This is a genomic window from Vibrio sp. QJM3NY_21 (assembly GCF_057785975.1).
The window spans coordinates 2736481-2756652 of record NZ_CM173513.1 but is presented as its reverse complement, the minus strand read 5'-3'; the positions used below and the strand labels follow the sequence as shown (position 1 = coordinate 2756652).

The 20172-nt window shown below is 44.4% G+C and carries 17 protein-coding genes; 8 read left to right on the top strand and 9 right to left on the bottom strand.

Annotation, left to right across the window (positions count from 1 at the left end; genetic code table 11):
* Positions 1-68: 68 nt before the first annotated feature.
* From xni to queF, 5 genes are all read right to left on the bottom strand, one after another.
* Positions 69-842 carry a flap endonuclease Xni gene (xni, locus tag AC3CID_RS12160; protein WP_065205054.1) on the bottom strand — a complete coding sequence of 258 codons (774 nt, stop codon included), beginning with the start codon at positions 840-842 and terminating at the stop codon, positions 69-71.
* A gap of 141 nt (positions 843-983) precedes the next feature.
* Positions 984-2351: a nucleotide 5'-monophosphate nucleosidase PpnN gene (ppnN, locus tag AC3CID_RS12155; RefSeq protein WP_004734386.1), complete on the bottom strand. Its 1368-nt coding sequence runs from the start codon at positions 2349-2351 to the stop codon at positions 984-986.
* Between the two features lie 376 nt (positions 2352-2727).
* A complete protein-coding gene (locus tag AC3CID_RS12150) occupies positions 2728-4293 on the bottom strand; it encodes a GGDEF domain-containing protein (protein WP_017091057.1) in 1566 nt (521 codons plus the stop codon).
* A 118-nt stretch (positions 4294-4411) separates the two neighbouring features.
* Positions 4412-6670 carry a tetratricopeptide repeat protein gene (locus AC3CID_RS12145; protein ID WP_054547576.1) on the bottom strand — a complete coding sequence of 753 codons (2259 nt, stop codon included), beginning with the start codon at positions 6668-6670 and terminating at the stop codon, positions 4412-4414.
* 58 nt (positions 6671-6728) lie between these two features.
* On the bottom strand, positions 6729-7574 hold the full coding sequence (queF, locus tag AC3CID_RS12140; protein WP_488526607.1) for an NADPH-dependent 7-cyano-7-deazaguanine reductase QueF: 846 nt from the start codon (positions 7572-7574) through the stop codon (positions 6729-6731).
* Between the two features lie 131 nt (positions 7575-7705).
* On the opposite strand from queF, the gene syd reads away from it, so the two are divergent.
* The 3 genes from syd (at position 7706) to AC3CID_RS12125 (ending at position 10641) form a co-directional block, all read left to right on the top strand.
* On the top strand, positions 7706-8251 hold the full coding sequence (syd, locus tag AC3CID_RS12135) for a SecY-interacting protein (protein WP_054547577.1): 546 nt from the start codon (positions 7706-7708) through the stop codon (positions 8249-8251).
* Between the two features lie 4 nt (positions 8252-8255).
* A complete protein-coding gene (locus tag AC3CID_RS12130; protein ID WP_017089735.1) occupies positions 8256-9032 on the top strand; it encodes a Zn-ribbon-containing protein in 777 nt (258 codons plus the stop codon).
* Between the two features lie 403 nt (positions 9033-9435).
* Positions 9436-10641 carry a carbohydrate porin gene (locus AC3CID_RS12125; RefSeq protein ID WP_061022375.1) on the top strand — a complete coding sequence of 402 codons (1206 nt, stop codon included), beginning with the start codon at positions 9436-9438 and terminating at the stop codon, positions 10639-10641.
* A 92-nt stretch (positions 10642-10733) separates the two neighbouring features.
* On the opposite strand, the gene AC3CID_RS12120 is transcribed toward AC3CID_RS12125, so the two are convergent.
* From AC3CID_RS12120 to metN, 3 genes are all read right to left on the bottom strand, one after another.
* Positions 10734-11543 (bottom strand): MetQ/NlpA family lipoprotein, encoded by an 810-nt coding sequence (locus AC3CID_RS12120; RefSeq protein WP_488526606.1) that lies wholly within the window; start codon positions 11541-11543, stop codon positions 10734-10736.
* 109 nt (positions 11544-11652) lie between these two features.
* Positions 11653-12336, bottom strand: coding sequence for a methionine ABC transporter permease (locus AC3CID_RS12115; protein ID WP_004734372.1), 684 nt, complete (start codon positions 12334-12336; stop codon positions 11653-11655).
* Positions 12326-13360: a methionine ABC transporter ATP-binding protein MetN gene (metN, locus tag AC3CID_RS12110; RefSeq protein ID WP_054547583.1), complete on the bottom strand. Its 1035-nt coding sequence runs from the start codon at positions 13358-13360 to the stop codon at positions 12326-12328. Before metN ends, AC3CID_RS12115 begins: the two co-directional genes overlap by 11 nt.
* 240 nt (positions 13361-13600) lie before the next feature.
* Between metN and gmhB the strand changes: the two genes are divergently transcribed.
* The 5 genes from gmhB to treC all read left to right on the top strand — a co-directional run bounded on the left by gmhB (position 13601) and on the right by treC (position 19075).
* On the top strand, positions 13601-14152 hold the full coding sequence (gene gmhB, locus AC3CID_RS12105; protein WP_004734374.1) for a D-glycero-beta-D-manno-heptose 1,7-bisphosphate 7-phosphatase: 552 nt from the start codon (positions 13601-13603) through the stop codon (positions 14150-14152).
* A gap of 118 nt (positions 14153-14270) precedes the next feature.
* The gene (locus AC3CID_RS12100; RefSeq protein ID WP_054547584.1) at positions 14271-14606 is read left to right on the top strand and encodes an MliC family protein; all 336 of its coding nucleotides are present in this window, start codon (positions 14271-14273) and stop codon (positions 14604-14606) included.
* An 89-nt stretch (positions 14607-14695) separates the two neighbouring features.
* On the top strand, positions 14696-15640 hold the full coding sequence (gene treR / locus AC3CID_RS12095; protein WP_488526605.1) for a trehalose operon repressor TreR: 945 nt from the start codon (positions 14696-14698) through the stop codon (positions 15638-15640).
* A gap of 204 nt (positions 15641-15844) precedes the next feature.
* Entirely contained in the window at positions 15845-17269 is a 1425-nt protein-coding gene (treB, locus tag AC3CID_RS12090; protein ID WP_016791314.1) for a PTS trehalose transporter subunit IIBC, read from the top strand.
* Positions 17270-17389: 120 nt separating this feature from the next.
* Positions 17390-19075: an alpha,alpha-phosphotrehalase gene (treC, locus tag AC3CID_RS12085; RefSeq protein WP_488526604.1), complete on the top strand. Its 1686-nt coding sequence runs from the start codon at positions 17390-17392 to the stop codon at positions 19073-19075.
* A gap of 98 nt (positions 19076-19173) precedes the next feature.
* On the opposite strand, the gene AC3CID_RS12080 is transcribed toward treC, so the two are convergent.
* Positions 19174-20103 carry a hypothetical protein gene (locus AC3CID_RS12080; RefSeq protein WP_171312514.1) on the bottom strand — a complete coding sequence of 310 codons (930 nt, stop codon included), beginning with the start codon at positions 20101-20103 and terminating at the stop codon, positions 19174-19176.
* Between the last annotated feature and the right edge of the window lie 69 nt (positions 20104-20172).

The following is a 20172-nucleotide window of genomic DNA, read 5'->3' as shown; positions in this document are numbered from 1 at the left end:
ACTGCCAGTGACAAATAAAATGCTCCTTTAAGGGGCATTTTTTGTATCTGCTCATCCATTATCAGGAGTTAAGAATGAGCTTCGTAGCGAATATCTTGAAGGTTGAAGCCCAAATCGATGTCGGTTTTGAGTGCTGAAACGAGCTTACATACGCGAGCCGATTCAATATGCTCATCGAATTTCTTACGATACTTTTTCGGTAAATCTTCAGCTAGGAATGCCGTTTCTATATCTGGATACGTTGTTAATATCTCTTTGGCAGCTTTTGGTCCAACTCCAGGAATCCCCGGTACTTGGCTTGAGCTAACGCCAGTTAATCCCCAGTAGTCAGCGAGTTGTTCAGGTTTTACGCCAAATTCCGCTTCAATAAAGGGCTTGTCTAACCAGCGGTGTTGGAAGTAATCACGGATCTGTAGCGTTGGTGATAACAGTTGGCAATAGCCCTTATCGGTAGAGATTATTGTGACCTTTTCGCCGTGGTCTGCCACTTTCTTAGCGAGTGTTGCTACTAAGTCATCCGCTTCATCACCATCAGATAGCAGTGAATCAATCCCTAATTCCCACCAAGCTTGTTGGATAGCATCAAGGCCTTTCATTAATGGTTCAGGCATCGGCTTGCGGTTTTGCTTGTAGGCAGGAAGGACTTCAGCGCGCCAGCCTCGATCTTGTAGGTGATGATCAAATACCGCAATGATATGGGTTGGCTTTGATTCTTTTAGGATGCGATTAAGAGTACGAGCAGTAGTGGTGATGGTTCTTGCAATATCGGTTGGGTCCGGCTGAACAGAGTGAACGCGTCGGATGAGATTCAAAGCATCGATAATAACAAGATGGATAGACATAAGTTTCCACTAAATAGGCAATAAATAAGGGGCTGCTAGCCCCTTATAGTAACGTATCACTTGGTGAGTTGAAACGTTGGCGACGTAAACGTCATGACTTGTTTAGCTTTATGCTTGTGGCCTGTTATCAGTCACTTGTCGTTATTCGCTGCTAGGCATAATTTTATAGCAAGGAACATAGTCAGTGCCACCCGGCAGTTTCATGCGATGTTGTTCAACAAAGTCATTCAGCAGTTGATCCATTTTGGTCATCAGCTCTTTGTCGCCATCAATCAGGAATGGGCCGTGTTTCTCTATCTCTAGAATACCTTCGGCTTTGACGTTACCTGCCACAATGCCAGAAAACGCTTTACGTAGATTAGCCGCAAGGCTTTCTGTTTTCTGGTCCATATGAAGATCAAGTGCCGCCATAGATTCATGTGTCGGATCGAAGGGCAGTTGGAACTCAGGCTCAATATGCAGTGACCAGTTATAGCTATAAGCATCGCCGGTCTCTTTACGGTGAGAGCGTACATCTGGCATCGCTTGTTTCATGATTTTCGCTGCGCGTGCTGGATCATCAATCACGATTTCGTAGTGTTTCTGAGCCTCTTCCCCGAGGGTTTCACCGATGAACTTATCGATAGAGCGGAAGTAAGCTTCACTCTCTTTTGAACCCGTTAATACAATCGGCATGGGTTGGTCGACGTTATTTGGGTGCATCATGATCCCTAAGATATACAGCAACTCTTCAGCCGTACCGGGGCCACCAGGGAAAATAATGATGCCATGCGCCATACGAACGAATGCCTCAAGACGCTTCTCGATATCTGGCATGATCACCAATTCGTTCACTATCGGATTTGGCGGCTCAGCAGCAATGATTGAAGGTTCAGTAAGCCCCAAGTAACGATGATCAGTATAGCGCTGCTTAGCGTGACCAATCGCCGCGCCTTTCATTGGCCCTTCCATTGCACCTGGTCCACAACCCGTACAGATGTTGAGTTCACGTAGGCCAAGTTCATTACCTACTTCGCGAGTGTATTGGTATTCAGTGGCATTAATTGAGTGACCACCCCAACACACGATCAGGTTCGGTTCGATGCCCGGCGTAAGTGCGCCTGCATTTCTCAAAATACCAAATACGAGGTTGGTAATATGAGTGGCATTAGTCAGGTTGAGTCTTTGGTTGTCTGCAAGATGCATGTTGACGTAGACAATGTCACGCAGCACTGAGAATAGGTGCTCTTGGATACCCTTGATGATTTCACCATCGACAAAGGCGTGCTCTGGTGGGTTGCTCAGTTCGAGCTTGATACCACGCTCACGTCGCACGACTTCAACATCAAACGATTGATACTTGTCGAGCAACTCTTTGGAGTTGTCGGTGTGGCTACCCGAGTTAAGTACCGCTAACGTACAGTTACGATACAGTTGGTACAGATCACTAGATGCGGTTTTCTTAAGACGCTCAACTTCAAGTTGAGAGAGTAAATCCATGCTACCGGCAGGGCTGATATGAGTGATCATAGTGCCTCCTTGTTGAAAAGAGCAGGGGGACGTTGAAGTGACCCTCTGGCTCGAGAGTGAGAAGCAAACGTTGAAAGTGTTTGGTTAAAGGTGAGAGAGTTAACCAGACGAAACCGTTACGACAGCGTTGCTTAATGGATTATATAATCTTGCTTAACAGTCTATATGCAGGTGCTTAACGGTATATACATGGGTGCTTAATAGCAGATGTATAGATGCTTAAGAGCTAATATAAAATAAATTAAGAGCGTATATACAGCATTGCTTGCCAAGAATGCTTGTTAAGCGAATGTTAATCATTAGCTTAGCAAACATTGAGGGAAATGGTATGTGATAAGTATTTGAAAAAATGAAATAAATTAAATCTAAGGCTGACTTAGTTCCAAACAAGTTGGTTGGTACCGCGTTGCTTTGCTTTGTTTAGCGTCTTATTAAGTCTCTCTAATACTTCTTCAGGCGTATCAGACTCTTTAAACTGAGTACTTGCCGCACACAAGGTAATCGTGATTTGTTGGTCACGGAACTTAAAGGGTAGGCGGCTTACTTGAGCTTGGATGTTTTGAATCACCTGGTGGCAATATTCATCGGTTTGTTCTGGCAACAGCAAGACAAACTCTTCACCAGAAAAGCGAGCCACGGTATCGGTTGTGCCTGCTTCTTTAGTAATAGTTCTCGCGATGATTTTAAGTGCCTTATCACCCGCGGTATAACCAAAGCTGTCGTTGATGGCTTTGAAGTTGTCGATGTCGAGCAGCACTACGCGCAGTGAGTGTTGTGCACGAATCCAACGGCGATACTCAAGCTCTAAGCGATCAGTAAAGGCGGTGCGATTGTAAACTTTTGTGAGCGGGTCAAGTAGCATACGCTGAGCCTGATCTTCTAAGCGCTTGCGGTAATCTTGGGTGACTTCATAGAGTGAATCTAACTGAGTCTTTCCATAACTCATTCTCTCTATTAGAGCTTGTTCTTTCTGTTCTGCGTGATTCAGTCTTTCTGAAAGAGAGGCGATTTCAGTGAGTAGCGGATTAATCGTTCGCTTTAAACTATCAATTTCCTTCGCTTTCTCTACAGAGTTCTGGCTCTTAATGACAAGTTCACTTAACTCAGAGTTAAGGCCTTGGCGGTGCTCAAAGTAACTTTGGCTCTGATCGGAATTTTGGTCTGCCGTTTTGATACTGGAGGCCAGCGAGGAGTTTAGCTGATCGATAAATTGTTCAGACTTCTTACGCTCTAGGTTGGTGCCTTCAATTACCAGTTTGAGGATCTGAAGTGTCAGCTCAAGCAGATTTTGTGTGGAAACACCCAGTAACAGTTTCGCTCGAATATCGGTAAGCAAATCACCCGACTCACCCTCGAAATCGAGTTCAGTGATCAGATGTTGTAATTCGTTTGATAGGTCGGAAAGGAGTTCTTGTTCCGGAGAATGCGTAACGTCGGCAAAATGAGTGCGTGAGTTATTCGCCATAATCTTAATGGCACGCTCATAAATACCGAGAAGTTTCATGGCATGGTCGACTTTCTGACTGCCATTGCATTCGGAGAAGCTAAGTAAGTTTCGTAGGTCGCGTTTAAGCTGCGCTGGAAGGCCTGTTATGCGTTGCAGCGTTTCCCCACTGTGCTTAATGCTATCGTCCAGATATCCGTTCTGTTTATCCATAGCCAACGTTTTCTGCTTAAGCATCCTTTCTAATACTGCCAGCTTTGGGATCATCGAGCTAATGTCTTTTTGCTTTTCTAGCTCTTCCCGAAGGGCAATGAGGTTTTCATCTAAATGGCTGTTACTGCCAACACATGCGTCACTTAAAGATGTGACGATACGCTTTAGAACTTTTTGTTCTCTAATAAATTTGAACGAGGTGTCTCTTTGCGTCAAACGGACCTGCTCCAACTGAAGTTTCAGCTGGTGGAGTTGCGCCTGAATGTCTTTTTCAAGAATGCCCATAGATGTATTAATTAGCGCCGCGTAGACCGAGCTCGATCATTTTGATGAAATTCCGTTGCATCGATAATAACAAAACTAAAAATAAGGTCACGGCTTGCCGCTCTTAACCGCTCGCAAATCAGTCATCTTTTAGCATTTTTTTGATGTTGTCCTCATTCTGGTATGACGATTGTATCTTTATTAACCCTTGATTAATCGCATGTTTACACGCTTCTCTTATGTTACCAGTTGCAAGGCTCGCTGCGGGCGCATTATCGATAGCTTTTAAGTATACCCATTGACTGCTGCGCTCTTTGAGACTGATCTCACGCGCTAGATTGGTCGACATCAATAACACATCGAGCAGTTCTTGGTCGTTAATTGCAGTGTAAGCACGTGGTAGGAACGGGTAGTCAGCGATGCCCATACGGACGGTTCGATTGATGTTTCGCTCGGGTTCGAAGTTATTAACCCAAGATTGAATCTTTCTGAACAGGGCCTCAGGTGATAAATCACGGTCAGCGTTGGGCTCGATATAAAGCAGGTTCGCATCCGAGAAATGGTAGACACGAGCTGGGCCTTCAAGCTTAGATTTGAGGAATTCGCCAAAAGCATCTTCGAGTTCTAGACCCGCTTTGTAACCGTTCTGCGTGTACATATTACGTAGGAAAGGTAAGTCAATCATCACGAAGCGTAAACGGTCGTTGAGCGGTTCATGAATCAGTTCACCAAGCTGCCACTGCTCAAAGGTTTGGCTGGTTTGTTCCAATGAATTTGAGAGTTTCGCATTCAGCATTCTTAGATTAGGAAGCTTAGAACGGGAATGCGTAAAGAGGTCGGTACGTAGTGAATCGACCTCTTTGGCTAAGGTTTGAATGAGGTAGCCTCGGCGCAGCACAAAGAAGAATAAGACAATGCTGAACAAGAATAGGGCAAACGAAATCTTTTGGAACTTACGATGTTCTAGTTTGTATTTCTCTAGCTCTTGTTCTTGGCCTGCATAGTGCAGGGTTTGTTCGGCAAACTCTTTTTGTTGGCGGAATGCGTCTTCCCCAACACGGTTGAGTTTTTGCTGCTCTAAAGAGACAAGGCTGTTGTATTGCTTGAGATTTGCCAATGCTTGCTGTGGACGACCTGCCTGTTCATAACCCAAAGAAAGTAAATAGTATGAGCGTTGCGACAGACGCATATTTTCTACTTGACGCGATATCTCAAGTGCACGTGTCGCATGCTTGATCACATCTTCGCTCTCTTGCAGGTGGTAAGCCAATCCTGCTGATAATAGCGCGGCACGACCTTCCAGTTTTGGAATGTCGGTGTACTCTAGTAGTTCAAGGGCCCGGGTTAAGTACTGCTCAGCTAGAGGGTAATTATAGAGGCGTAAGTAAGTTGCCGATAGACTTAGACGAATATCGATGACTTGGTGTATATCTCTGTCGGTACTTTCGTGATCAAGAACGTTGAAAAAGTGCACTAGGGCAAGGTTATATTTTCCTTGATAGAAGTACACATCACCCATCTTTTTAAGTACTTGAGCTAATATGGGGGAGTTTTCAAAGTTATCATAAAAATCAGCGGCTTGAGAGAGGTGCTCTAATGCTTTATCTAACACTTGGCGCTCAAAGAAAAGTTGCGCAAGTAGGCGGTTTACCTTAGCTAAGCGTGAACTCAGATTGCCTTCTACTGATTTCCAATAGCCATACAGTAACTCAGATAACGCGTGATTGTACTCTTTGTGAGTCAGATAAAATTCACCGACCGTGATGTGGTAGTCGATGGTAACTTTTTCTGAGTAACGCTGATCGAGGTAGGTTTTCGCTTCTTGGTAGAACTTCTCGGCTTCGTCGACCTTATTGTCATAAGAGGCGATATCAGCTTTCAGCATGATCAAACGATAGGTAATACCCTCTGTTAAACGTAAGGTTTTATTCACCGATTCTAGGTTTGCTTCAATACTTGTCAGCTCTGCTGTTGCTGTGGCTGACTTTCTGTCACTCAGCCAAAGTAAGCGAACTTTTAGGATCTGAAGATCCAGCTTTAAGTAATTAAGCTTATAGGTTTTTGCGAGCTCAGAGGCTTTGTCGATGTTTTTAATCGCAATACGAATGTTGCCTAGGTTGTATTCCGCTTTGGCTAAGATCTTATACGCATCGATACTGCTGTTTGGTGTTCTAATTGAAGAGTCCGTCTCTTCGCGAGAAATCGCCGATGGGCTTTTCTCGCGTTGATCAGAAAGGACACGCAGCGTTAGGTAACTGTTGGCCATTTGTTTTGCTTGGCTCGGCTCAATCTCTACAAGGTTGTTAGCCTCGTTGAGTAGCGCCGACGAATAAACCGACGCATTGACCGATGTGCTTAAGCTTAAAATAAATAGACTAACAACGTATAACCAACGCATTTCAATGTCCCTTTAAAGATTTGGTAGGTTCAAATAAGTGTGGGTGGTTCACGCCTGATTATTGGCGAGCCATACGCTTATTGTGGCTTGGTCTATCTTGCTCTGTTGAACGGTATGGGTTGATATCTAAACCTCCACGACGCGTGTAACGTGCGAACACGGTTAGCTTCGATGGTGCACAGTATTTCATGATGTCAGTGAAGATACGCTCAACACATTGTTCGTGGAATTCGTTGTGCTCACGGAAAGAAACTAAATAACGTAGCAGTGATTCACGGTCAATTTTCTTGCCTGAATATGCGATCTCAACACTGCCCCAATCGGGTTGGTTGGTGATCAAACAGTTCGATTTTAATAGGTGGCTGTGCAGTGTTTCTTCTATGTCTTGCTCGCCAGCAGCACCTTCAAGTAATGACGCTTCAAAATCATAACTGGTGATTTGGATGTCTTGGTTGTCGATACAGTCACCCTCCATCGTCACGATAGGTTGGTTGGTGTAGTCGGTTACCGAGTTAACGTTCACAGTCACGGCTTCGCCAGCGCATGCCGACAAGTCTTGAGTAAGACGCTCAGTGACTTGAGCCCAGTTTTCAAATTGAGTCTGGTTATAGCTGTTTAGGTACAGCTTGAAAGATTTTGATTCAATTAAATTTTGGCTGGTGGCTGGGATGAAAACTTCGCCCACCGCTACTTGTGGTAGGCCGTTGGTGTTTAGCCACGAAAGCTCGTACATCGTCCAAATATCATGACCAACAAAAGGCAGCTCGCCGTTTAGCGCAAGATCATCGCGATTAAGGCTACGAGGTACTGGCTGCAATAAACTTGCATCGTATTGGTTAGAGTACTCAGTTTTTTGGCCAAGGGTTAAACCCGCTAGCTCTTTTGCGTCAGAATATTTGCTCATACTTTCGTTTCAAATTCGATTAGAATGGGGTCGATTTTACTGAATCCCCATTACCCTGTCATTAAGTCATCGCTTAATCGGTGCTGAAAGGGCTCGGATTCTATTTATTATTTTGTGTTTAGGAGATTTTCATGACTCAACGTGCTCAAGACGCACTACTTTCTTTTAGTCAGCGATACATTGACGCGTGGCAGCAGCAACATCAAAGCTTACCTCGTAATGAGGAATTGGTGGACATCGTATCGCCATGCGTAGAAGAAAAGAGTGGCGATGCCGTGTTGTGGAAGCACTATCCACGTGAGCAATTTGCGGATTTCACCAACGTTGAAACCGGTATTGAGTTGACTCTGCATGAAGACATTAAGACTTTCTACGGTGCACAATTCAGCGCAGATATGAACGCGACCTTCGATGGTAACGAATTGACTCTGTTACAGATTTGGAGTGATGAAGACTTCGAATGCCTGCAAGAAAATATTTTAGGTCACCTAGTCACTCAGCGTCGTTTAAAGCTAAAACCAACGGTTTTCATTGCCGCGACCGATGCAGAGCTTGATGTTATCTCTATCTGTAATCTGACGGGTAACGTGATCCTAGAGCGCTTAGGCACCAAAAATCGTGATGTACTAGCCGAGACATTGGCAGAATTTTTAGAAAAGCTACAACCAGCGGTATAAATAGATGTACGTACTAGAACTTCAATTTGAGTGTTTTGATAACACAACGGTCAGCGCTGTCGATAAGGCAGTTAATGGCTTAATGGATGCACTTCGTTACAACGGACAAGTGTTAGGTCGTGAGTTTCCAATCGTGATGGGCGACGGCGAATTCTATGTTCGCGTTGTGTGCCCTGAGCAAGACAGCTTACACCCACGTAATCATTCAGATTTCGTAAAGGTCTGTTTTGAACGCTTATCAGCTGCGAGTTTATTAGCGCCTAAGATGCGTCTGCTTGGTCGAGATCTGAACTCAGAAGAAGTGGCAGAAGATGAAACGCCAAGTTGGCAGGTGCTATACACGACATTCGTGCATACCTGTTCGCCGCTGCGTAGTGGCGATAGCTTGTTGCCGATCCCTTTGTACCGCAACCCGCCAACCTTCAATGGTGACCATAAAGCCGTGTTGAAATGGCAGACAGAATGGCAAGCCTGTGATGAAGTACAAATGGGCGGTGGTTGTCGAGCTGAACATGCAACCTTAACCGAGATCAGTGATACCAAAAGCGTATTATTTAAACGCGGTTGGGGCTTGAGAGGGCGCATTGAATTTTTGACTAAGATTCCAACTTATTACTACTTATATCGTGTCGGTGGGATTAGCCTGAAAGCTGAAAAAGAGCGTAAATGCCCGCAATGTGGTGGTGAATGGCTGCTTGATGCGCCTATTCACGATATTTTTTATTTCAAGTGTGATGACTGCCGATTGGTGTCAAACATCTCTTGGGATCACCTGAAGTAACCCTTTGGCGGTTATTTAAACGTCATATTTTAGGTGTCGGAGTATTGCTTAAGTGCTCCGATATCGATTTTCCCTTTTATATTAATCGTTTACCATCTTGTTTTCTTACTCGATTTCGCGACTCACAAGCTATCTTTTCCCAATCTTTATTCCCCCTAATTGTTAACTACTGTTCCCCCAAGTAGGTACAGAACGTGATATTTCCCTCTTTCTGTAGCTCCAACGTATTCATAGAAATAATCCAACACCCATCAACTTTTAGTTACCTCAATAGTTAGCCTGATCACAATAATCAATCAGTTCTCTTTCAATTTATATTCTTCTCAATATAAATGGGATCGATCCCATGGGAATGTTCCCATTCATAAAAACAACCTGATTCTAGATCTGAAAGGAATGGACGATGAAACTGTTACCTATTGCTGCTGCACTCTCTACTGCTTTACTTGCCCCTAATTTATACGCTGATGAAACCACGCCATTGGAGTTCAATGGTTACATGCGCGGAGGCGTTGGCCTGAGTAATGAAGGCGGCTCAAACAGCAAGTGGGAAGTGAGTAAAGTTGGCCGACTCGGCAACGAAAATGACCTGTATGGTGAGTTTGGTTTTAAGAAAGAGGTGTATGCAGAGGACGACGTTTCATTTTTAGTTGATTCCATGTTGTCGTACTGGCAAGGCCAAGATGAAAACGCGGCGGATAAAAGCGTTGATGTGGTGCAATTGAATGTTCAGGCGGTCGGGCTATTTGAAGATAAGGACATTGGAATTTGGGCAGGTGAACGTTACTACCAACGTCATGATGTGCACATCGTTGATAACTACTACTGGGATGTAAGCGGTATTGGTGCTGGCGTAGAGCACATCAATATGGGACCAGGTAAATTATCGGTCGCTTTGATTCAAGACACCGTTACTGGTGATGTATTTGATGGCAAAGAAACCACAGCCATGATTGCAGACGTGCGCTATGCCGGGATTCCACTGTGGAAAAATGCGGATCTTGAGGTCGGTATTGATATGAACTTCGCCAATGAAAAACAAGGTCAAACGATCGACGCGGATGACAGCGTAATGCTAACGGCAAGCTTGAATCAAAACCTTTCTGGTGGCTTCAATAAAACGATTCTACAGGTTGCTAACTCTGGTTATGCAGAGCAGATGACAACCTTTGGTACCGGTAAGGGCATCGTACGTGATGCAAACAATAATGACGCCGAGGGCTTCCGATTGATTAACTGGGGCGTGCTTGCGATTGGCGAGAACATCGAGTTTGGCCACACTGTTCGTTATGCAGCATCAACTGGTGTTGGCGCCAATAATAGCGATGATGATTCTTTCAGTGCGGTAATTCGCCCGCTTTACAAGTGGGACAAGCGTATGCGTACCATTCTTGAAATTGGTGGCTTTGTTGAAACTATCGATAACAAAGATGGGGCGGGTGGTAAATTTACAATCGCTCAGGCCTGGGTTCCACAAGTGGGTTTCTGGTCTCGTCCTGAATTCCGTATCTTTGCGACTTACCTAAACGATGCTGAAAATGACAATGCCTTCGGTGAAGGTAAAAACAGTGAAATGAGCGTTGGTATGCAAGTGGAAGCTTGGTGGTAAGTCGAACTTTCTTGTAAATCATAACCATTAAAAAAGGGGCTGACGTTATGTCAGCCCCTTCGGGTATCTATAGGTTGCTGTCGTTTAGTTGATTACCAACCTTTAACTACGCCACCTTGGAAGATATCAGAAGCTGCGTTGTACACTTCTTCAGTTTGGTAAGCTTTTACGAAGTTCTGTACATTTTCAGCGTTTAGATTTTCTTCACGAGAAACGATTAGGTTTACATATGGAGAGTCTTTGTCTTCAACGAAGATGCCGTCTTTTTGCGGAGTCAGGTTGATAGAGCTCGCGTAAGTTGTGTTGATGATAGACAGTGCAACATCATCAAGAGAACGTGGCAGTTGAGCTGCGTCTAGTTCAACAATCGTTAGGTTCTTAGGGTTACCCACAATGTCACGAACGGTTGCTAGAAGACCTGCGCCTTCACGAAGTTCAAGTAGACCTTGTTGCTCAAGAAGCAGTAGAGAACGACCTAGGTTAGTTGGATCGTTTGGTACAGCAATACGAGCACCGTCTTGGATTTCGTCTACCGATTTAACTTCTTTAGAGTAACCCGCAATTGGGTAAACAAACGTGTTACCAGCAATAGTTAGCTTGTAACCACGGTCAGCCACTTGCTGATCTAGGTACGGTGCGTGTTGGAATGCGTTGATGTCGATAGAGCCGTCATCCAGTGCTGCGTTTGGTGTTACGTAATCTGTGAAAGTTACTAGTTCAACATCTAGGCCGTACTGCTCTTTTGCTACTTTAGCTGCAACTTCAGCAACTTGTGCTTCAGCACCTGCCATTACGCCAACTTTTACTTTAGAAGTGTCGACTTCTTTGTCACCACAACCTGCTAGTACTAGCGCTGATGCCGCTGCTGCGATAGTAAGTAAACCTTTAAGGTTAAATTTCATAATAATCTCCTTTTAATAACTCTATTTAATTTGGTTCAGATGACGTTACGTCTTTTAATAACTCGTTATTGATCAATAGCTTGGTATTAATGCATAACGCTGTCAGTTTTTATCTGTGGTCAACGCGGCGAACTAATGAATCACCGATTGATTGAATAATTTGTACCAGTACAATCAACATCACTACCGTCACAGCCATGATGGTCACATCATAACGGTGGAATCCGTAACGAATCGCGACATCACCTAGGCCACCACCACCAACAGTTCCTGCCATTGCTGAGTAGCTCACAAGCGTTACTAATGTAATCGTTACTGAGTTGATGATAGTCGGTAGCGCTTCAGGAAGCAGAACCTTATTGATGATTTGTGTTGGTGTTGCGCCCATTGATTGAGCTGCTTCCACTAGACCTGTTGGTACTTCTAGTAGTGCACTTTCGATAAGTCGAGCCACGAATGGGATAGCGCCAATCGTCAATGGAACAATCGCTGCTGTTGTACCGATGAAGGTACCAATCAACATCTTAGTCAGTGGGATGATCGCAACCATCAGTACTAAGAAGGGCACTGAACGGCCTACGTTGACAACCGCACCAAGAATTTTGTTTAGCTTGGTGTTCTCTAATAGGCCACCTTTTTTAGTCGTATGTAGAATCACGCCTAATGGGATACCGACAGCGAAACCAACGATGCCTGCAACAGCAACCATGTAAAGAGTCTCGCCTGTTGCGCCTAATAGAAGGTTACCGTTAAGGCTGATCCAGTCAGCAATCTCGTTGAAACTAAAGGACATAACCAAGCACCTCTACTTTTACATTGTTGTCGCGTAGGAATTGGATAGCAGCATTATCATCTGCTTCATTGCCGAACAATTCAGCAACCATCATGCCGAACTTCACGCCGCCGGCGTAATCAAGGTCAGAGCTTAAGATGCTGACGTCGATGTTGAATTTGCGTGCGATTTGCGTCATCAACGGAGCATCGACCGTTGCGCCTGTAAACTCAAGGCGTACCAGTGGATAGCTGCTGTTTACGCGAGTCTCTTGCAAACGTGCTTGGTAATCTTCAGGAATCGTTAGATCGAGCGTTGAACGAATGAACTGATGTGCCAGTTCTGTTTTAGGGTGTGCGAATATTTCACCTACGGTGCCTTTCTCTACTAACTCACCGCCGCCGATGATTGCGACTTCGTGACAGATGCTTTTAACCACATCCATTTCATGAGTAATCAGTAGGATAGTGATACTCAACTTACGGTTGATTTCACGTAGCAGCTCAAGAATAGATTGAGTCGTTGCTGGATCCAGCGCACTGGTCGCTTCATCACATAGCAGTACTTTTGGGTCTGACGCTAGCGCACGAGCAATCGCGACACGCTGCTTTTGACCGCCACTTAAGTTCGCAGGGTAGGTATCACGCTTATCTGATAGACCAACAAGCTCAAGTAGTTCACTCACTTTCGCTTCAATCGCAGCTTTATCTTTACCAGCAAGCTCTAAAGGCAGTGCTACGTTGTTAAATACAGTACGAGAAGACAGCAGATTGAAGTGCTGGAAGATCATGCCGATGTTACGGCGAGCTTCGCTGAGTTCTGATTTGCTGAGTTTTGTCAGGTCAATACCGTCAACAATCACTTCACCTGAGGTCGGGGCTTCCAACATATTTACACAACGAATCAGGGTACTTTTGCCTGCACCTGAAGAGCCGATAACTCCAAAGATTTGACCTTGAGGTATGTGAAGGTTGATATCGATTAAGGCATTGATTTCTTTAGTGCCTTGATAAAAAACCTTGTTGACTTGATTCACTTTAATCATAGAGAAACCCGTGCAGGTGGAACAGAATAATATGTCGATAGCTCGCTCGATTTACAGACGATGCTATGGTGTTCTATGATCTAAGTCAATAGATATTTTTACGTCTAGACGGCTAAACGTCGATTGTGTTGCTAAGGTAGAAACAAATCGTTAACGAACGCAAAACTAAATAGATAGTGATGAAGCAAATAAAGCGTGTAATAATTAATGATTAATAGAGAGTTAATAGAGAACTGAATTTTGTCTAAACCTGCTGTTTTTTTAGATCGTGATGGTGTGATTAACGTTGATCATGGCTACGTACATGATGAGCATGACTTTGAATACATCGATGGTGTGTTTGAAGCGGCAAAAGCGTTTAAAGATATGGGCTATTTATTGGTACTTGTGACCAACCAATCTGGTATTGCTCGTGGCAAGTTTAGCGAAGATCGTTTTCTTTCTTTGACGCAGTGGATGGATTGGAACTTTGTCGATAATGGCGTTGAGTTAGATGGTATCTATTACTGTCCTCATCACCCTGAACACGGCATTGGCGACTACAAGCAAGATTGTGAATGTCGCAAGCCTAAACCTGGTATGTTCATTTCAGCGCGTGACTTTCTGAAAATTGATATGGCGAACTCTGTCATGATCGGTGATAAAGCTGAAGATATGATGGCAGCAGAAGCTGCAGGTGTTGGTACCCGAGTGTTGGTGAGAACCGGTAAACCCGTGACTGAAAAGGGTGAAGCACTTGCCAGTGTTGTGCTGGATAGCATTAAGGATGTACCAGCTTTCCTGAAAGGCTGATACATTTTCCTATCGTTAACAGGCTTACTTATTTCGTGTGTTCTAACCAGTCAACTGGGGTACTAACCCATAAATAAGATATCAGCGCCGTTAACTATATAAAGATGAGGAACGCAGTATGAAAGCATTGTTGGCAGCATCTCTATGTACGGTAGCGTTAGTTGGGTGTTCTAAATCCGCGGCGCCTGATGGTGCAGTCTCGGATGACCAATTCGTGACTTATCAATGTGAGTCTGACGCTTCATTTAAGGTCGCTTACCTTGGTAATGAAAAAGCGGTATTACGTTTGCCAGAGAATGAATATCGCCTAACTCAAATAGCGGCAGGTTCAGGAACGAAGTACATCTTAGATGATGGAACCTCTGAACTGATCAATAGCGTCACTTTACGCACTAAAGGTGACAACGCACGTCTAGAACTTGGTCGTGTCGTCTATAAAAATTGCCGAAAGTAAGTCATAGTTAACTTCTAGGATTTACAAACAGTTAAGTGAGGGGTTATACCCTCGCTTTTTCCTCTCTTCCCTTTAACGTTAGACTTTTTATGAGCAAAAAACTCACTATTCTCGATATTGCTAAGCTGTCCGGTGTTGGTAAGTCAACCGTATCTCGCGTTCTGACCAATGATCCAAAAGTGAAACCTGAAACCCGTGAAAGGGTGGAAAGAGTAATTCAAGAATCTGGGTACTCGCCTTCAAAGTCTGCACAGTCTATGCGCGGTGGCAGTCAAAAAGTCATCGGCGTAATCATTTCTCGTCTGGACTCTCCTTCTGAAAACAAAGCGGTAAGTACGATGCTGGCCGAATTGTATCGAGCGGATTACGATGTGGTGATCATGGAAAGTCAGCTTGATAGAGAAAAAGCCAATGAGCATCTGCAGGTTCTCAAGCGTCGCAATGTAGACGGTATCATTGTGTTTGGTTTTACGGATTGTGACATTCCTGCGATTGAAGCTTGGGAACACAAAGCGGTAGTGATTGCTCTGGATACCGAGAACGTGACGTCGATTAACTATGATAATCAACAAGTGATCAATAGTGCGTTAACGCATCTATCGGAGCAGGGGATCTCTGATGTTGGCTTCATTGGCGTTGATCCTAGTGACAAATCAACCGGTGAACTGCGTCTTAAGGCTTATCTCGAGTGGTGTGAAAATACAGGTTCAATTGCGAACTATCGTACTGGTCAACTTCATCATGAAAGCGCTTATCAGTTGGTGGATGAGGTGCTTGTTCCTACGACTCAAGCGATTGTCTGTGCGAGTGATACATTGGCTCTTGGCGTAATCAAGCGTTTGCAAGAGTTACAACGTGAAGATGTGGTGGTGACTGGTGTCGGTGGCAATGATCTTCTCTCTTTCTTGTTCCCTCGAGTATTTAGCATTGATCCTGGGTATCAATCTGCAGGTAAATTGGCCGCTAATCTATTGATCTCTCAGCTCTTAGGCAATTCAGAGATCTCTCATCACACTCAATCTCCGATTTTATAATCCACTCAATCAAGCGAAATTGAACCGCTTAGATTAAAATTAGAGTGTGATCTCTTTCAATTAATGGGACTGTTCCCATTTTAATTTATCATTCATGTGGGCATTATAATAACCGTAATTGGGAATGTTCCCATTAATCTAAATCGAAGTGGTTATAGCTGCATGGTTTAGAAGAGCAATTGAATGAAACCAGGGTGGGGTAGTATGAGTAAGATAGCGAAGCAAGACGTTGCGCGTCTTATCGAGTTAGTCGGTGGCAAAGAGAATATTGCGAGTGTCAGCCATTGTCTAACTCGGCTGCGTTTTGTATTGAACGATACGGAACAAGCGAACAAAGCAGAGTTAGAGAAGCTTAAACTGGTAAAAGGCTGCTTTACTAACGCAGGTCAATTCCAAGTCGTGATTGGCACCGAAGTTGATGAGGTGTACGCACTTTTGATTGAGCAAACTGGTAAAGATGCATCATCAAAAGATGAGGCGAAGTTGGCTGCTCGTCAAAATATGAACTTCCTTGAGCGTGGTATCTCCCATTTAGCCGAAATTTTCGTACCACTGCTGCCTGCCATTATTACTGGTGGTTTGATTCTTGGTTTCCGTAATGTGATTGGCGACATTCGCATGTTCGACGGCAAAACCTTGGTTGAGATCAGCCAGTTTTGGGCAACCGTTCATTCTTTCTTATGGTTGATTGGCGAAGCGATTTTCTTCTTCCTACCGGTTGGTGTGTGTTGGGCGACGGTTAAGAAACTCGGCGGAACGCCAATTCTGGGTATCACACTCGGTGTGACCTTGGTTTCTCCACAGTTGATGAACGCTTACATGATAGGTAAATCGGTGCCTGAAGTATGGGACTTTGGTTTGTTCGTGATTGAGAAAGTCGGCTATCAAGCTCAGGTGATCCCTGCGATGTTAGCGGGTGTGGCTCTGGCCTTCATCGAGACCAACCTTAAGCGCATTGTACCTTCTTATCTGTATCTAGTTGTTGTGCCATTTGTCTCGATCATCTTATCTGTGATTCTAGCTCACGCCTTTATTGGCCCATTTGGTCGTATGTTGGGTGATGGTGTGGCTTTCGCTGCCAAAGTGGCAATGACTGGTGACTTCGCGATTCTTGGTTCAGTGGTATTTGGCTTCCTATACGCACCTTTGGTTATTACGGGTATTCACCACACAACCAACGCTGTGGACTTACAACTAATGCAAGACTTAGGTGGCACACCAATCTGGCCTTTGATTGCACTATCAAACATTGCACAAGCTTCAGCGGTTGTCGGCATCATTATTTTGAGTAAACGTGAAGGTGAACGAGACATCTCGGTACCAGCAGCAATCTCTGCTTACCTAGGTGTAACGGAACCTGCGATGTACGGCATCAACCTTAAATACAAATTCCCTATGTTGAGCGCAATGATCGGCAGTGCCGCAGCGGCTGCAATCTGTGGTAGTGCAGGTGTGATGGCGAATGGTATCGGTGTTGGTGGCTTGCCGGGTATCTTATCGATTCAACCTCAATATTGGTCGATTTACTTAGTCGCGATGCTGGTGGCGGTTGTACTGCCGATAACGCTGACATTGTTCTTCTATAAGCGAGCACAGATGAAAGGCGAACTAGAAACCGCCAACGCGTAATGGATTTAGCAAGCGATGACTTCAAGTGAGTCATCGCTTTTTCTCTTAGGAATGATTCCTATTTGACCATGTAAGCATGGTGATTTTTTATTTATATTTTCTGGTAAGTGAGTGTTAGAGATGGCGATGACTGAGCATGATGAAAGTTGGTGGAAAACCGCAACCATCTATCAAATCTACCCAAAGAGCTTTTGTGACAGCGGCAATAAAGGTACTGGCGATATCAAAGGGATCATTTCGAAACTGGATTACCTCAAACATTTGAGCGTGGATGCGATTTGGCTAACCCCAGTTTACGCGTCACCCATGATCGATAATGGTTACGATATCTCAGACTATTATGAGATTAACCCCCAATTCGGCACCATGGAAGACTTCGACCTACTGCTGTCTGAAGCGCATCAACGTGGTATCCGCATCGTGATGGATATCGTGGTAAACCATACCTCGACAGAGCATGCATGGTTTCAATCTGCTTTGGGCGATAAAAACAGCCCGTATCGCGATTACTATATCTGGAAAGATCCCGTAGATGGCCAAGCACCAACTAACTGGCAGTCTAAGTTCGGTGGTAATGCGTGGGAACTCGATGAGGCGACAGGGCAATACTTCCTACACTTATTCGCCAAAGAACAGGCTGACCTCAACTGGGAGAACCCGGTTGTACGCGAAGAAGTGAAAGACGTTATCAGCTTCTGGGCTGAGAAGGGCGTTGACGGTTTCCGCTTGGATGTGATCAACCTAATTTCGAAGCAACAAGATTTCCCTAACGATGATATCGGTGATGGTCGTCGTTTCTATACCGATGGTCCACGTGTGCACGAATACCTGAAAGAGATCAGCGAAGCGGTATTCCAGAAATACGGCAGCGTGACCGTCGGCGAGATGTCTTCAACCACGTTGGAACATTGTCAGAAATACTCAAACGTTGATAACAGCGAGCTATCGATGGTGTTTAACTTCCACCACCTCAAGGTCGATTACACCAATGGTGAGAAGTGGACCAATGCGCCGTTTGATTTCTTACAGCTCAAGTCGATCTTCAATCACTGGCAAACCGGTTTGAACGGCAAAGGTTGGGGCGCACTATTCTGGTGTAACCACGACCAACCAAGAGTCGTGAGCCGCTTGGGTAACGACCAGCAATATCGCGTTGAATCAGCCAAGATGCTTGCTGCGTCAGTCCACATGATGCAAGGCACACCTTATATCTATCAAGGTGAAGAGATTGGTATGACCAACCCGGGTTACACCGAGATCAGCCAGTATCGTGATGTAGAGAGTACCAATATGTACGACATCATGGTGAACCGTGATGGTGTGGCTCATCAAGATATGATGGCTATTTTAGCTCAGAAATCACGTGATAATTCTCGTACACCAATGCAATGGAACAGTGAAACGTACGCTGGCTTTTCGCTATCACAGCCATGGTTAGATGTTGCGAATAACTACACTGAGATCAACGCTGAGCAAGCGCTTGAAGATAAAGACTCGGTATTCTATTTCTATAAGAGTTTGATTGAGTTACGTAAAGAAGTGCCCGTGATTACTTATGGCAGCTATCAAGATTTATTGCCTGAGCACCCGTCGGTATTTGCGTACTCTCGTGAGAGTAAAAGCCAGACTTTGGTTTGTATTAATAACTACTATGGTGAAGCGTGTCAGGTTGAGTTACCTAATGAACTTGAGCTGGATAAAGCGCAATTGCTATTGGGGAATTACCCTGATGATCAGTCGCCAGTTTCTGAATATACGATGACCTTACGACCATATGAAACAAGAATTTTCTTGATAGAGCAATAATACTCGTACCCCTATGCGAGTATAAGCTTTGAGCCTGAACTCTAGATGTTAGGCTCAAAGCTTTCTTCTAATTTAACATTGAAGTCTTATTCGATTGCTTAGCCTTTATTGACCGTAAATGAATCGAGAACCCACACTGTTTCGCTCAGTTGCGTGCCATTCTTTTCATCCCAGTCCATCATTTTCACAACGCCAAAGTTTGGGTTAAACCATGTCTCGGTATTGCTTTGAAATTCAGCTGAATCATACCCATCACAAACAACGTTGTAAGTGTTTTCAACTTTCAGGTACGCCGTTTCAATTTTCTTACCTTTAACCGTTACCGTTGAGCGCTGACCATTTTCAGAAACTTGTTGCTGCCAATGGAATTCACATTGTGTGTCTGACGGTCCTAAATCATCAATATCACCTTCATAAAAATCATCAAGCAAGGCTTCTAGTTGGCCAGTAGTAACCTCAAACGAAAGCCCGACTGAACTACTGCTGTGGCTAATATTTGGGCTTTTTTCTTTTACTGTACTGCCTGAGGATTTGAATACTGGGTTGGTCACTAAAAAGTCGACAGTCTCACCGTTGCTCAATTCTATATTGGCATCAACTGAGTTAACAAAGCCATCACTGCCTTTGTAAAACAGCTCACTGTCTGTCTCACTTTGCACCGTCACATCTGCAGCATAGAAGTCGTTGATACCGCTGTTTACCATGCTCTCTACCGTTGCCTTTAGCTTCTCTAGTTCAGCAACACCTTTAGTAGTGTTAGAGATAGCTAGCTTATCCAATTCCAACTGAATATTGGCCAACATCAGTTCAGAACTGATGTCTCGGTATGCAAGATCCAACACTGTGTTCTCTTCACCATCTTCTGATACTAGGTACGATAATAGTGTGATGTTCTTCGGTGCAAACTGAGAGTTGTTGATCGGGTAATCGAACTGAGTTGTACCAGTTGAGCCTGATGAAGAAGAGCCACCTCCACAGCCATATAAAGCAAAGAGAGAAGTCGCAAGCAGCGTCATAGATTTATTCATGTTGAGCATTCCTAATATAGTTGGCCTAGAGCGGCCTGTTGTTTTTAGGAATGCTATTGTTGAGAGGGT

Coding starts and splice junctions, on each gene's coding strand:
- xni (WP_065205054.1), bottom strand. CDS start 842: ATGTCTATCCATCTTGTTATTATCGATGCTTTGAATCTCATCCGACGC.
- ppnN (WP_004734386.1), bottom strand. CDS start 2,351: ATGATCACTCATATCAGCCCTGCCGGTAGCATGGATTTACTCTCTCAA.
- AC3CID_RS12150 (WP_017091057.1), bottom strand. CDS start 4,293: ATGGGCATTCTTGAAAAAGACATTCAGGCGCAACTCCACCAGCTGAAA.
- AC3CID_RS12145 (WP_054547576.1), bottom strand. CDS start 6,670: ATGCGTTGGTTATACGTTGTTAGTCTATTTATTTTAAGCTTAAGCACA.
- queF (WP_488526607.1), bottom strand. CDS start 7,574: ATGAGCAAATATTCTGACGCAAAAGAGCTAGCGGGTTTAACCCTTGGC.
- syd (WP_054547577.1), top strand. CDS start 7,706: ATGACTCAACGTGCTCAAGACGCACTACTTTCTTTTAGTCAGCGATAC.
- AC3CID_RS12130 (WP_017089735.1), top strand. CDS start 8,256: ATGTACGTACTAGAACTTCAATTTGAGTGTTTTGATAACACAACGGTC.
- AC3CID_RS12125 (WP_061022375.1), top strand. CDS start 9,436: ATGAAACTGTTACCTATTGCTGCTGCACTCTCTACTGCTTTACTTGCC.
- AC3CID_RS12120 (WP_488526606.1), bottom strand. CDS start 11,543: ATGAAATTTAACCTTAAAGGTTTACTTACTATCGCAGCAGCGGCATCA.
- AC3CID_RS12115 (WP_004734372.1), bottom strand. CDS start 12,336: ATGTCCTTTAGTTTCAACGAGATTGCTGACTGGATCAGCCTTAACGGT.
- metN (WP_054547583.1), bottom strand. CDS start 13,360: ATGATTAAAGTGAATCAAGTCAACAAGGTTTTTTATCAAGGCACTAAA.
- AC3CID_RS12100 (WP_054547584.1), top strand. CDS start 14,271: ATGAAAGCATTGTTGGCAGCATCTCTATGTACGGTAGCGTTAGTTGGG.
- treR (WP_488526605.1), top strand. CDS start 14,696: ATGAGCAAAAAACTCACTATTCTCGATATTGCTAAGCTGTCCGGTGTT.
- treB (WP_016791314.1), top strand. CDS start 15,845: ATGAGTAAGATAGCGAAGCAAGACGTTGCGCGTCTTATCGAGTTAGTC.
- treC (WP_488526604.1), top strand. CDS start 17,390: ATGGCGATGACTGAGCATGATGAAAGTTGGTGGAAAACCGCAACCATC.
- AC3CID_RS12080 (WP_171312514.1), bottom strand. CDS start 20,103: ATGAATAAATCTATGACGCTGCTTGCGACTTCTCTCTTTGCTTTATAT.